Raw genomic sequence first — 13,087 nt, forward strand, 5'->3', positions numbered from 1 at the left:
TTGCTCGGTGCTCAGTGCTAGGTGCTTGGTGCTTGGTCGGTGCTACTGGTTGGCGCAGGTGGTGCTCTGGCCCGCGTCGAGCCAGGGCAGGTCGTGGCCCATCCGGTCCCGCTTGGTGCGCAGATACCGCAGATTGTGCTCCCCCGCGGCGACCGGCATCGGTTCCCGGCCCAGCACGTCGAGTCCGTGCCGCACCAGCGCGCCGGTCTTGGCGGGGTTGTTGGTCATCAGCCGCAGGGAACGGACCCCGAGGTCGGCCAGGATCTGCGCGGCGGCGCCGTAGTCGCGGGCGTCGGCGGGCAGCCCGAGTTCGAGGTTGGCGTCCAGGGTGTCCCGGCCGCGCTCCTGGAGTTCGTAGGCGCGCAGCTTGGACAGCAGGCCGATGCCGCGGCCCTCGTGGCCGCGCAGGTACAGCACCACGCCGCGGCCCTCCTCGGCGACCCTGCGCAGCGCGGTCTGCAACTGCGGGCCGCAGTCGCAGCGCTGCGAGCCGAAGACGTCACCGGTCAGGCACTCGGAGTGCACCCGGACCAGGACGTCCGTCCCGTCGCCGATGTCGCCCGCGACCAGCGCGATGTGCTCCACGCCGTCGGTGGTGGAGCGGTAGCCGAAGGCCCGGAAGTCGCCGAAGGCGGTCGGCAGGGTCGTCTCGGCCTCGCGGCGGACGGTGGGCTCGGAGGAGCGGCGGTAGGCGATCAGGTCCTCGATGGAGATGATCGTCAGGCCGTGCTTGCGGGCGAAGGGCACCAGCTGCGGCAGCCGGGCCATGGTGCCGTCCTCCAGGGCGATCTCGACGATCGCGGCGGCGGGCCGCAGTCCGGCGAGCCGGGCCAGGTCGATGCCGGCCTCGGTGTGACCGTTGCGGACGAGGACGCCGCCGACCCTGGCGCGCAGCGGGAAGACATGGCCGGGCCGGACGAAGTCGGTGGCCGCCGCGGTGGGTTCGGCGAGCAGCCGGATGGTGGTGGCCCGGTCGGCGGCGGAGATGCCGGTGCTGACGCCGTGCTCGGCGCCGGCGTCCACCGAGACGGTGAAGGCGGTGCGCATGGACTCGGTGTTGGCGTCGACCATCTGCGGCAGGTCGAGCCGGTCGAGCGCGGAGCCCTCCATGGGCACGCAGATCAGGCCGCGGCACTCGCTCATCATGAAGGCGACGATCTCGGGGGTGATCTTCTCGGCGGCGACGATCAGGTCGCCCTCGTTCTCCCGGTTCTCGTCGTCGACCACCACGACCGGGCGTCCGGCGGCGATGTCGGCGATGGCGCGTTCGACCGGGTCGAGGACCAGATCGCCGTCGTCGTACCAGTCGTTGTGCAGTGCGGTCACGGCGTTCATGCCGTCACTCCCTCCGGGGCGGTGGTGCTCGGCGAGGTGGTCTGCGGCGTGTCCGAGGTGCTCGGGGCGGTCCTGGTCTGCTGCCACCAGGCGTACATCCCGACGATCACGAGGAAGAAGTAGATGATGTAGACGAGGCCGGAGAACGGCAGCCCGCTGTGGAAGTTCAGCGGCACGCCGACGGCGTCCACGGCCAGCCAGGCGAACCAGAACTCGACCCAGCCGCGGGCCTGCGCGACCATCGCCGCCAGCGTGCCGACGAAGATGTACGCGTCCGGCCAGGGGTTCCAGGACAGCGACGGGTAGGCCAGGAAGAGCGAGGCCACGGCGACGGTGCCGAGGCCCGTGGCGACGACGAGAAGCGCGCGTTCCTTCCAGGTGGCGAAGCGGATCGCGAGCCGTCCGGTGCCGTCCCGGCCGCGCCGCCACTGGTACCAGCCCCAGACGGCGACGGTGATCACCACGAACTGCTTGCCGACGCCGCCGCCGAGGTGCGCCGCCCAGAAGGCGGCCACCAGGACGGCGCCGGACAGCAGTTGGACCGGCCAGGTGAGCATCGCGCGCCGCCAGCCGAGGGCGAGCGCGCCGAGGCCCAGCAGATTGCCGATCATGTCCGACCACATGACGTGCTGGTCGAAGGCGGTGAACGCCTCACTGTTCAGCCAGTGCAGGGCGCTCATGCGGTGGCCCCCGGATCCGGCGCGGCGGCCCGCTCGCCGAGCATCCGCTCGACGTACTTGGCGATCACGTCGACTTCGAGGTTGACCGGGTCGCCGGGCTGCTTGATGCCCAGGGTGGTCAGCGCGAGGGTGGTCGGGATGAGGCTGACGGTGAAGTAGTCGGCGCCGGCGTCCACCACGGTCAGGCTGATGCCGTCGACGGTGATGGAGCCCTTCTCGACCACGTAGCGGGTCAGGTCGGCGGGCAGCGAGATCTTGACGATCTCCCAGTGCTCGGCGGGCTTGCGCTCGACGACCACTCCGGTGCCGTCCACGTGGCCCTGCACGAGGTGGCCGCCGAGCCGTCCGCCGAGCGCCATCGGGCGCTCCAGGTTGACCCGCGAGCCGGGACCGAGGGCGCCGAGGCTGGAGCGGTTGAGCGTCTCGGCCATCACATCGGCGGTGAACTCGCCGTCGCCGAATTCCACCACCGTCAGGCAGACACCGTTGACGGCGATCGAGTCGCCGTGCTTGGCGCCCTCGGTCACCACGGGCCCGCGGACCCGGAAGCGGCTGGCGTCGCCCTGGTCCTCGACGCCGGTGATCTCACCCAGTTCTTCGACGATTCCGGTGAACACTTCAGCTCTCCTGCGTGGGGTGGGGGACGGCGGGTACGGCGGTGACGCGCAGGTCGGGCCCGAGGCGGGCGACGTCGGTCACGTCGAGCCGCAACGCCTGCGCGAGGGTGCTGATTCCGGCGTCGGCCAGTGCGTGGGGGCCGGCGCCGAGAAGGACGGGGGCGAGGTAGGCGGTGACGGTGTCGACGGCTCCGGCGGCGACGAAGGCCCCGGCCAGCGTCGGCCCGCCCTCCAGCAGGACCGAGCGCACCCCGCGGCCGTGCAGTTCGGCGAGCAGCGCGGTCACGTCGAGTCCGGCGCGCTCGCGCCGGCCGTCGGTGTCCGGACCGCCCGTCGCGTACGGCAGCCGTACGACATCGACGTCCGGCAGGTGCGCGGTGTCGGCGTCCTTGCCGACGGCGATCAGGGTCGGCGCCGCGTCGTCCAGGACGCGGGCGTCCACGGTGGTGCGGGCATGGGTGTCGACCACGACGCGCAGCGGCTGGGTGACCCCGTCGATGCCGCGGACCGCCAGGTGCGGGTCGTCGGCCCGCAGGGTGCCGGAGCCGACCACGACCGCGTCGGACTCCGCGCGCAGCCGGTGCACATCGGCGCGGGAGTCGGCGGAGCTGATCCAGCGGCTGGTGCCGTCGGCGGCGGCGATCCGGCCGTCCAGGGTGGCGGCGTACTTCCAGCGCACATACGGGCGGCCGAGGCGTACGGAGGTGAGCCAGGCGATGTTCACGGCCTCGGCCTCGGCCCGCAGCAGGCCGCCCTCGACGTCGACGCCCGCGGCGCGCAGCGTGGCGGCGCCGCCGGAGGCGGACGGGTTGGGGTCGGCGACGGCGTAGACGACGCGGGCGATTCCGGCCTCGATCAGTGCCTGGGCGCAGGGGCCGGTCCTGCCGGTGTGGTTGCAGGGCTCCAGCGTCACCAGGGCGGTGCCGCCCCTGGCCCGCTCCCCGGCGGCGAAGAGCGCGTGCACCTCGGCGTGCGGGCCGCCGGCCCGCTGGTGCCAGCCCTCGCCGACGCGGACGCCTTCGGCATCGAGGATCACACAGCCGACGACCGGATTGGGGGCGGTGTCGCCGAGGGCACGGCCGGACAGCGCGACAGCGCGTCGCATCGCGTCGGTTTCCGTGGCGGTGGCCACCGGGTCCTCCTGCCTCTTCGGGCACGGACTCCGGGGCGTGGGATGCAGAGCGGGAAAGCCGCACAGTCGTGTACGCCGGTGACCGGTTCGCGGACCTCGCGCGCGGAGTGCGCACGGCCGCTGACGGCGGCGTACCCGAGTGAACGCCCGCCGCGCACTGCCTCCCATCCGGACTTTCACCGTCGGTCCAGGAATTTCACCTGGTCAACCGGCCGCTGGCTGCGGACGGGTCGCGGACTGTAACCGCCGGTTCGGAATTACACCGACCCCGGAGTGCGCAAACGTCACTGGTACGAGGTCAAGTGTGCCACGCCCGCACCCGGCGGTTCCAGGCCACTTCTGTGCGCTGCCTCACACCGGAGCGCGGTTTGCCCCGCCGGTGTCGGAGGGACGGCCGCCGACGGCGCGGCACACCCACGAGGAGGCCCGCACCCGGAATCAAACTCGCACGGGTGGTGCGGGTGGAAAAAAACCCGCGCCGCAGGCGCGGGGCGCCGGGGTCACCCCGCGGGAGCGAACACCGCGTCCTGGGCGGCGTCCGTCGCCGTGAGGACGGCGCCGCGCAGGACCGCGCCGCCGGGGACGGCGCTGGCCCGTACCAGGGTCGGCAGCGGCGAGATCCGCCCGAGCCGCTCGGCGACGAGCTCGGCGAGGGCCGCGCCCCCGGCCCGCCCGACCTCCCCGGCGAGCACGATCTGCCCGGGATCGAGCACGGCGCAGATCGCGGCGGCCCCGGCCGCGATCCGGGTGGCCAGTTCGGCGAGAAAACCGTCCGCCCCGGCGGCGAGCGCGGCCCGCACCGCGGCGGCGGCGCCGTCGGCGTCGTCACCCCCGTCGAAAGCGACCCCGTGCTCGCGCGCGAGCACGCACAGCGCGCGGCTGCCGACCAGCCCGTGGTATCCGTTGTCGCAGTCGGTGGCGGTCGGCAGCTCAGGCGTGCCGAGCCGCGGCAGGAAGCCGACCTCGCCCGCACCGCCGGAGGCCCCGCGCCGCAGGCGGCCGTCGAGCACCACGGCGGCGCCGACCCCGCCCCCGATCCAGAGCAGCACGAAGGTGTCGTCGTGCCGTGCGGCCCCGACCCGCTGCTCGGCGACCGCGGCGAGATTGACCTCGTTCTCCAGCAGGACGGGCACCGCGAGCCGGGAGCGCACCTCGTCGACGAGGTGGCCGTGCCAGGCGGGCAGCGCGTCGGAGGCGCGCAGCCGCCCGGTGCCGGGATCGACGAGTCCGGGCGCGCCGACGGCCACGGTGTGCAGCGCCGTGGCGCCCGCGCCGCGGACGGCGCCGCGCAGCAGTTCCAGGCCGTCCTCGACGATCCGCGCCGGGTCGGCGCCGTCCGGCACCGGCAGTTCGGCACGGGCGACGGTACGGCCGAGCAGGTCGGCGATCTCCACCGCGATGCGCTCGATGCGGATATCGAGCCCGGCGACGTACGCGCGGTCGGCGACGATGCCGTACACCCGGGCGTTGGGCCCGCGTCTGGCCTCGCCCGCCTCGCCGACCACCTCGATCAGCCCGGAGTCCTGGAGCCGTTCGACGAGATCGGCGACGCTCGGCCGGGACATCCCGGTGAGTTCCTTCAACTGCCCTGCGGTGAGCGGCCCTTCCTGCTGGAGCAGGCGCAGGGCGAGCCGGTCGTTGATGGCGCGTGCGGTGCGCGGTGACGCGTTGCGGCCCGGGAGCGCGCGGGTGACGGTCATGCGGTGGATCCTTCCAGACCGGGCCGGCGGGCCCGTACGCCGTACGGCCTCGGCGTGGTCGGGCGCGTCCGGGGCGGCGCCCGCTCCGGGCGGGCCGGGGGCGGGCCGCCGGATAACCCCTTAACTTTCAGGGAGCCTTACTGATAGTTTACGCGCCATGAAGAGCGCTGCCGCCGGGGAGGCGGCTTCCTCGGGGGGCGACCGGGCGCGGCGGGTCCGCAGGGCCCATCTGGCGATCGCCGTCGCCTTCGCCGTGCACGGCGCGGCCAGCGGCACCTTCGCCACCCGTATCCCCTGGATCAAGGACCATCTGGATCTCGGCCCCGGCGCGCTCGGCCTGGCGCTGGCCTGCCCGGCCATCGGCTCGTCGCTGATGATGCCGCTCGCGGGCCGGCTGATGCACCGGCTCGGCTCGCGCACCGCGCTGCGCGTGCTGCTCGGTCTGTGGACGGCGGTGCTGGCGCTGCCCGCGCTGGCCCCCGGACTGCCGTGGCTGTGCCTGACGCTGCTCGCCTTCGGCGCCAGTGCCGGCATGGCGGACGTGGTGATGAACGCCCTCGGCATCGAGGTGGAGCAGCGCAAGGGCAAGTCGATCATGTCGGGGCTGCACGGCATGTGGAGCGTCGGCACCCTGATCGGCGCGGCGATCGGTGTGCCGGCGGCGCACGCGGGCCTCGACGGCCGGATCCACCTGGGTGCGATGGCGGCGCTGCTGCTGGTGGCGAGTTATGTGGTCTGCGCCTGGGTGCCGGACGTCCACCCCGAGGCGGGTGAGGACGCGCCGCCGCGGTTCGCGCTGCCGCCGCGCGCCGCGCTGGTGATCGGGGCGATCGGGTTCTGCGGGGTGTTCGCCGAGGGCGGCAGTTCCGACTGGTGCGCGGTCTATCTGCGGGATGTGGCCGGAGCCTCGCCGGGCGTGGCGGCGGTGGCGTACACCGCGTTCTCCTGCACGATGGCGACCGCCCGGCTGCTCGGCGACCTCGCGGTGCGGCGGCTCGGCGCGGTGACCACGCTGCGCTCCGGCGGGGTGCTGGCCACCTGCGGCGGGCTGCTGGTGGTGCTCTCGCACGCGCCCGCCCCGGCCATCGCGGGGTTCGCGCTGCTGGGCATCGGGATATCCGTGGTGGTGCCGCTGTGCTTCGCCGCGGCCGGGCGGAGCGGCCCCAATCCGAGCCAGGCGATCGCGGGCGTCGCCACCGTCACGTACACCTCGGGGCTGGTGGCACCGGCGGCGATCGGCGGTATCGCGGGCGCCAGTTCGCTGACCGTGTCCTTCGCCCTGGTCACCGTGCTCACCCTGGGGCTGGTGCTCGGCGCCGGTGTCGTACGCCCGCGGCCGGTCGCGGGCGGCGGCGAAGTGGCCGGTGCGCAGGGCGCCGCGCGGGGTGTCCCTGCCGCGACCGCGGATGTCACCGCCGACTGACACGCGAACCGGGAGGCGCGGAACGGGAGCGGCGGAACGGTCCGGGCGGACCGTCGGGCTCCTCGGCGCACGATGATCCGGCGGGCACGCACGGGGGATTCGTGCCCGCCGGACCGTGTCTTCACGTTAGCGGGCCTTGACCATCGGTTGGGCCGGCTGAGAGGCAAATGATGCCGCGGGAATACGCCATGGCACAGGCGCGCCGCCATGCCCTTGCGTAGCCGCCATCGCCCGTATGTACGACGGGAGTTGACGCGTGACGGTCACGTTTTCCGGGGCGCCCAACGCGGCCCCGCTCCGGGGCCGCCGTCAGGCCGTGGTGAGGTCCTGGAGGCCCACCACGCGCAGCAGCCGCAGTCGTTCGTACGCGTCGCCGCCCGGCGGCGCGCTGTACACGATCAGCCGCTGGTCGTGCCCGGCGCCGGAGAGTTCCTCGCGGTCCAGGGCCAGTTCGCCGACCACCGGGTGCAGGACGCGTACGGCGTCGGGTCCTTGCTCGGCGCTGCCGGCCTCGTCCCACAGCCGGGTGAACAGCGCGTCCGCCGCCCGCATTTCGGCGGCGAGCGCGGCGGGGCGCGGGTCGTCGGGCCGGTCCGCGAGCGCGGCGCGCAGCCGGGCGACATGGCCGCGCGCCAGCCGCTCCCGGTCCCGCGCGGGGAACAGCGCGCGCGTCGCGTCGTCGGTGAACAGCAGCCGCAGTACGTTGCGCCGCGCGGGCGGCAGTCCGGACAGGTCGCCGAGCAGCGCGTCGGCCATCGTGTTGCGGGCGAGGACGCCGCCGAGGTCGTCGACCACTTGGGCGGGTGTGTCGTGCAGCCGGTCCAGGACCAGCAGCAGCCCAGGCCGGATGTGACCGGAGTCCCGGTGCTCGCGCGGTGGCTCCTCGCCGGACAGCAGGAACAGCCGGTCCCGGTCCGCGGCGGGCAGCCGCAGCGCGCGGGCCAGCGCGGCGAGCATGTGCCGCGACGGCCGCGGCGCACGGCCCTGTTCGAGACGCGCGTAGTAGTCCGCCGACATCCCGGCGAGCCGGGCGACCTCCTCGCGGCGCAGGCCCGGGGTGCGGCGCCTGGCGCCCTCGGCGAGGCCCACGTCGGCGGGGGTGAGGCGGGCACGGCCGCGGCGCAGGAAGGCGGCCAGTTCGGGTCGGTTCACCTCTCCAGCATGCGTCGGCGGGGCGCCGCTATCCAGGCGGTGCCGCTCCCCGTATCGACCAACTCGTATCGCCCGTCCCGCACCGGCCGCTCCCCCACCGATCCGTACCGGCCGCTCCCCTGCCGCCCGCCGGCCTCGTACGGGTGGCCGTGCCCGCGCGCCGCGGGCCGGCCGCCGGAGCACGGGAGGACGCTGGGCGGATGGACTCAGCAGGAGCGGGCACAGCGGCCGTGGGCGCCGTCGCGGACCGCATGCGGCGCCTGACCGCCGGGCTGCCGCCCGGTGACGGGGTGGCGGTGTTCACCTCGGTGTACGTGGAGGTCACCGGCGAGGTGGCGGGCCGGCTGGCGGCCGGGGGCTTCGCGGACAGTGCGATGGCGGCGGAGCTGGCGGTGCGGTTCGCGGGCCGCTATCTGGCCGCCGTGGAGGACGACGCGCGGGGCCGCGAGGTCCCGGCCTGCTGGCGTCCGCTGCTGCGGATGCGCGCCCATCGCGACATCCATCCGGTGCAGTTCGCGCTCGCCGGGATCAACGCCCATGTCGGCCACGACCTGGCGCTTGCCGTGGTCGACACCGCCCGGGCCACGGGCGCGGAACCGGCCGCGCTCGCGGCCGACTTCGACCGTGTCGGGGAGATCCTGACCGATATCGAGATGCGGGTGCGCGAGGCCCTGATGCCGGGCCCCGACCTGCTGGACCTCGCCGATCCGCTGACGCACATCGTCGGCTCGTGGAGTCTGGACCGGGCGCGGGACGCGGCCTGGGCGGCGGCCCGTCTGCTGTGGGCGCTGCGCGGCGCGGACGACGCCTACGCCGAGTGCGTGGTCCGGCTGGACGCGGGCGTCGGCCTGATCGGCCGCTTCCTGCTCACTCCGGTGCGCCGCCGCCGGCCGGCACTGGGAAGGCCGGTGCCGGAAAGCCCGGTGCCGGAAAGGCCGGTGCCGGAAAGGCCGGTGCCGGAAAGGCCGACACCGAAAAGGCGGGTGACGGAAAGGCCGGGGTGTCAGTCCTCCGGCAGCAATACGGGCGCGATCTCGTCGTAGCGGTCGCCGGGGCCTGGATTGAGCGGGTCGGTGGCGCCGCCGAAGTGCCGCATGACGCCCCACACCGCGTTCAGCGCGGTCTGCACGGCGCCCTCGGCCCAGCCCGCGGTCCAGGAGATGTCGTCGCCCGCCAGGAACAGGCCGCGCTTGTCGGCGGGCAGCCGGTCCTGCATGAAGTGGGTGAACAGCCGCCGCTGGTAGCGGTAGTGGCCGGGCAGATTGGCCTTGAAGGCGCCCATGAACCAGGGCTCGTTCTCCCAGGACACCGTCACCGGATTGCCGATGATGTGCTTCCTGATGTCGACACCCGGATAGATCTCGCCGAGCGACTTCAGCATGACCTCCATCCGCTCGTGGGCGCTCAGCGGCAGCCATTTGAGGCTGTCGTCGCACCAGGTGTACGACAGGCAGATCGCGGCGGGCCGGTCGGGGCCGTCGTCCAGCAGGTAGGTGCCGCGGGTCATCCGGTCGGTGAGCGTCATCGACATCGTGTCGCGGCCGGTGCGCGGGTCCTTGTCCAGCCAGAAGGGCCGGTCCACGGGCACGAAGAGCTTGCTGGACTCCATGTAGTGGGTCCGCTCCATCGCCGTCCAGTGGTCGATCGGGAAGAGCGCGTCGTCGCAGGCGATCTTCGACAGCAGCAGCCAGCTCTGGGCGGTGAAGACGGCGGCGCGGTACGTACGGATGTCGCCGGAGACGTCGGTGACGGTGATCCGGTTGCCGGCGGTGCGGTGCAGCCCGGTGACGGCCGGGCGCGGCTCGCCGCCGCGCGCTTCGTGCAGCGAGCGCAGAGAGGTGCCGCGCGGCCAGTGCACGGTCTTGTCCGGCTCGCGTTCCCACAGCCGCAGCGGCAGTTGCTGCGAGCCGCCGACGATGCCGCGGTGGTCGTCGTCCGCGCCGGTGTAGACGACCCGCAGGATCTCCAGGATGGAGTTGGGGAAGTCGGTGTCCCAGCCGCCGGTGCCGAAGCCGACCTGGCCGAAGATCTCCCGGTGCCGGAAGGACCGGAAGGCCGGGGAGTCGCACAGGAAGCCATAGAAGGTCTGGTTGTCGAGCTTCTCGACCAGCGCGGACCAGATGGCCCGGATGGCGGGGATGTCGCGCTCGCGCAGCGCCCGCTGCATCGCGGAGAAGTCGGCGCCGTCCTCCAGGCAGGCGTTCCAGGCGTGCATCACCTGGTGGTAGATCTCCGGCAGGTCGTCCACCGAAGTGGCGTAGTGCGTCTCGCCCTTGAGGTCGACGACGGTCGACGGGGTGCCGGGCGCCAGCGGGTTGGGGAACGGCCGGGTCTCCAGGCCGACGAGGTCCACGTAGTGCTGGAAGGCGGTGGAGGACGGCGGGAAGCGCATCGCGCCCAGTTCGGCGGTGAGTGCGGGGTCGCAGCCGTCGAAGCCGACCGTACGCAGCCGGCCGCCGATCCGGTCGGCCTCGTACACCACGGGCTTCAGGCCCATCTTCATCAGCTCGTACGCGGTGACGATGCCGGACAGGCCACCGCCGATGACCGCGACCTCGGTGCCGTGCTCGGTCGCCGGTATCGCGCCGAGGCCGGCGGGGTGGGCCAGGAAGTCGTCGTAGGCGTAGGGGAAGTCCGGCCCGAACATGGTGATGGGCGGCTGCGCCTGGGCCTGCGCGTGCTGCTCGTCGTGGACGGCGGTGGGCACGGACGTCATGGGGTGGCTCTCCAGTACGGGGTTACGGTTCGGACGAGCGAGCGGTACAGCTCCGGGCGCCGGTCGGTCAGATACGGCGTCTCCGCCCGGGCCGCGGCGATCAGCGCCGGTTCCACGTCGGCGAACAGCAGCTCCTCACCGGTCCCGGCCCGCGCCCGTACGGCCCCGTCGGGCCCGGCCAGACAGCTGAGCCCCGCGAAGTGGTACTCGCCCTCGGCGCCGTGACGGTTGACGTAGGCCAGATGCACCTGGCTCTCGTACGCACGGGCCGGGACGAGGGTCTGGGCGACGAATTCGTACGGCCGCATCAGCGCGGTGGGCACGGCAAGCAGCTGGGTGCCGGCCAGCGCGTGCGCCCGTACCGCTTCCGGGAATTCGACGTCGTAGCAGATCAGCAGGCCGATCCGGAGGCCGTCGAGGTCGGCCTGCACGACGGGGATGTCGCCGGGGGCGAAGGCGGCGCGTTCGAAGTCGCCGAAGAGGTGGGTCTTGCGGTAGTCGGCGAGCGCGGCGCCGTCCGGGCCGGTCAGCCGGACCGCGTTGTGGACGGTGTCGCCGGCCCGCTCGGGGTAGCCGTGGACGACGGCGATGCCGTACCGGGCGGCGATCCCGGCGACACGGCGGGCGGCGGGGCCGTCGGCGGGTTCGGCGAGTGCGGCCGTCCGGTCGCCGACGGCGTAGCCGGTCAGCGAGAGTTCGGGGGTGATCAGCAGGCGGGCGCCCTGCCGGGAGGCGTCGGCGGCGGCCCGCTCCAGGGCGTCGAGGCCGGCTTCCGCGCTTGCGGGCACGCCGCCCATCTGCGCGAGCGCGATCCGCATGGGGCCTCTTTCACCTGGTGGGAGGGGTGTCACCGGTTCAGTCGCCGGTTCGGTCGTCGGCACAGCGGCCGGCCTCCTCGACGGTAGATCGGCCGGTCCTCCGGCGACAAGACGTGATCATTGCGGCGTCCGGTGCGATTCGTTGCGTCTTATGCGGCTGTCCCGGCGATTCGTTGCGCGTCGGCGCTGCGGGACGGCGACGGGCGACGGGCACGGCAGGAATGAGGGGCGGCCCGCGGACAGGCCGCCGCCCGGTCCCCTTGGCGGGGGCCGGGCGGTCGGTCCGGGTTCATGCCACGACGGCCGCGGTCACCGCCGGCGGTCCCCCTCGCGGCCGGTCATCCCGTCCGTGTCCTTGGCCTGCTCCATCTCGGTCTCGATGCGCTCCTTGCGGACCCGGCCGTGCACCTTCTTCTGCTCGGTGTGCTCCTCGACGCGCAGCCGCACCCGCTCCTTGGCGACGACCTCGGTCTCCACCACGGGGCTCTCCTCGTGCAGCGTCACGTACTGGTCGGCCTCGGAGATCTCGGCTCCCGTACGCATCGCCGCGCGGTCGGCGTCGGTGATCGGCACGCGTTCGACGCGGACCTCCTCGTGGCGGATCGGCACGGTCTGCTCGACCTCTTCGACCTCGACGACCTTGTGCAGCCGGGCCTTGCCGGTGGCGTGCCGCTCGACCTTGACGTGCATCTCCTCCTCGGAGCGGGTCATGGCCTCGGCCGTGTCCTCGACGCCGCCGCCGCGCGCCTCGGCCGGTCCGGTGCGTCCGGCCGCGAAGGCCGCGCCCTCGGCCTTGCCCCCGCCGGCCCCGATCTCGGTCTGGGTGCCCCGCGTGGCCTTGTCGTCGCTTCCGGCCATGGCTGCCGCTCCCGTCGTGCCCGCGGCGCCCGCTCCGGCGCCCCTGCCGATGTCGATGCCGATGTCACCGCTGGACTGGGTGGCGGCGGCGTGCCTGCCCCTGCGCCCGCCGTCGGCCCCCGCCGCGCCGGCCGCGCCCGCGGCCCCGGCCGCTCCGGCCGCCGCCGCCTTGTCCTGTGTCTGTGTCTGCGTCCCCGCTGCCGCGCCACCGCGGCGCTCGATGCCGTAGTAGCGGTAGAGGTGCTCCTCCTCCGCGGCCGACAGATGCCCACCCGAGTCGACGTCCACATTCGGGGCGCCCTTGATCTTCTCCTTGGGGTACGGGACCTCCAGGTGATCCTCGACCAGCCGCGCCGAACCGATCGGCACGAACGTCTCGTTGCTCCCGAAGAATCCGGTCTTCACCGTGACCCACTCCGGGGCTCCCGTACCGTCGTCCAGGTACATGTGCTTGGCGTCGCCGACCTTCTTGCCCTCGGCATCGAGGACCGGATGTCCCATCACTTGGGGTATCTGTTCGCGCGTGATCATGCTCGCCTCCTCGGGGCCGCCGTGATCTACGAACGGTCACCTGACCCCTTGCCCGAGAGGACTCCGCAAAACCTCACATGGCGCACTTATTACCTTAAATCTCGAATTTCCCCATGAATCGGACA

Annotated in this window: 10 protein-coding genes, 1 pseudogene and 1 riboswitch; of the genes and pseudogenes, 2 read left to right on the plus strand and 9 right to left on the minus strand. The window is 73.4% G+C overall.

Translation table 11 applies throughout. The annotated features are described in order from the left end of the window. Nucleotides 1-42 precede the first annotated feature (42 nt). The 5 genes from BM076_RS08700 to BM076_RS08720 form a co-directional block, all read right to left on the minus strand. Nucleotides 43-1,335 carry a bifunctional 3,4-dihydroxy-2-butanone-4-phosphate synthase/GTP cyclohydrolase II gene (locus tag BM076_RS08700; protein ID WP_093712846.1) on the minus strand — a complete coding sequence of 431 codons (1,293 nt, stop codon included), beginning with the start codon at nt 1,333-1,335 and terminating at the stop codon, nt 43-45. Beyond that, on the minus strand, nt 1,332-2,015 hold the full coding sequence (locus BM076_RS08705; RefSeq protein WP_093712847.1) for a nicotinamide mononucleotide transporter family protein: 684 nt from the start codon (nt 2,013-2,015) through the stop codon (nt 1,332-1,334). The genes BM076_RS08700 and BM076_RS08705 overlap by 4 nt, the downstream gene beginning before the upstream one ends. Next, nucleotides 2,012-2,632 (minus strand): riboflavin synthase, encoded by a 621-nt coding sequence (locus BM076_RS08710; protein WP_093712848.1) that lies wholly within the window; start codon nt 2,630-2,632, stop codon nt 2,012-2,014. The genes BM076_RS08705 and BM076_RS08710 overlap by 4 nt, the downstream gene beginning before the upstream one ends. Nucleotide 2,633: 1 nt before the next feature. Continuing rightward, nucleotides 2,634-3,764 carry a bifunctional diaminohydroxyphosphoribosylaminopyrimidine deaminase/5-amino-6-(5-phosphoribosylamino)uracil reductase RibD gene (gene ribD, locus BM076_RS08715; protein WP_093712849.1) on the minus strand — a complete coding sequence of 377 codons (1,131 nt, stop codon included), beginning with the start codon at nt 3,762-3,764 and terminating at the stop codon, nt 2,634-2,636. A gap of 150 nt (nt 3,765-3,914) precedes the next feature. Further along, nucleotides 3,915-4,045: riboswitch (FMN riboswitch) on the minus strand. Between the two features lie 219 nt (nt 4,046-4,264). Beyond that, nucleotides 4,265-5,464, minus strand: coding sequence for an ROK family transcriptional regulator (locus tag BM076_RS08720; protein ID WP_093712850.1), 1,200 nt, complete (start codon nt 5,462-5,464; stop codon nt 4,265-4,267). Nucleotides 5,465-5,621: 157 nt separating this feature from the next. Between BM076_RS08720 and BM076_RS08725 the strand changes: the two genes are divergently transcribed. Further along, a complete protein-coding gene (locus BM076_RS08725) occupies nt 5,622-6,887 on the plus strand; it encodes an MFS transporter (protein WP_093712851.1) in 1,266 nt (421 codons plus the stop codon). Nucleotides 6,888-7,196: 309 nt separating this feature from the next. Here the strand turns inward: BM076_RS08725 and BM076_RS08730 are convergent, their stop codons facing one another. Then, nucleotides 7,197-8,039, minus strand: a complete 843-nt coding sequence (locus BM076_RS08730; protein ID WP_093712852.1) for a helix-turn-helix transcriptional regulator — start codon at nt 8,037-8,039, stop codon at nt 7,197-7,199. A gap of 200 nt (nt 8,040-8,239) precedes the next feature. Here BM076_RS08730 and BM076_RS08735 point away from each other — a divergent pair. Beyond that, nucleotides 8,240-8,923: pseudogene (locus BM076_RS08735) on the plus strand (DUF5995 family protein); the annotation flags it as partial. 119 nt (nt 8,924-9,042) lie between these two features. On the opposite strand, the gene BM076_RS08740 reads toward BM076_RS08735, so the two are convergent. From BM076_RS08740 to BM076_RS08750, 3 genes are all read right to left on the minus strand, one after another. Then, the gene (locus BM076_RS08740; protein WP_093712853.1) at nt 9,043-10,755 is read right to left on the minus strand and encodes a flavin monoamine oxidase family protein; all 1,713 of its coding nucleotides are present in this window, start codon (nt 10,753-10,755) and stop codon (nt 9,043-9,045) included. Beyond that, nucleotides 10,752-11,573, minus strand: a complete 822-nt coding sequence (locus BM076_RS08745; RefSeq protein WP_093712854.1) for a carbon-nitrogen hydrolase family protein — start codon at nt 11,571-11,573, stop codon at nt 10,752-10,754. Before BM076_RS08745 ends, BM076_RS08740 begins: the two co-directional genes overlap by 4 nt. Nucleotides 11,574-11,882: 309 nt before the next feature. Beyond that, on the minus strand, nt 11,883-12,962 hold the full coding sequence (locus BM076_RS08750) for a DUF2382 domain-containing protein (RefSeq protein ID WP_093712855.1): 1,080 nt from the start codon (nt 12,960-12,962) through the stop codon (nt 11,883-11,885). Nucleotides 12,963-13,087: the final 125 nt, after the last annotated feature.

The organism is Actinacidiphila alni (genome assembly GCF_900112845.1).
GTDB lineage: Bacteria > Actinomycetota > Actinomycetes > Streptomycetales > Streptomycetaceae > Actinacidiphila > Actinacidiphila alni.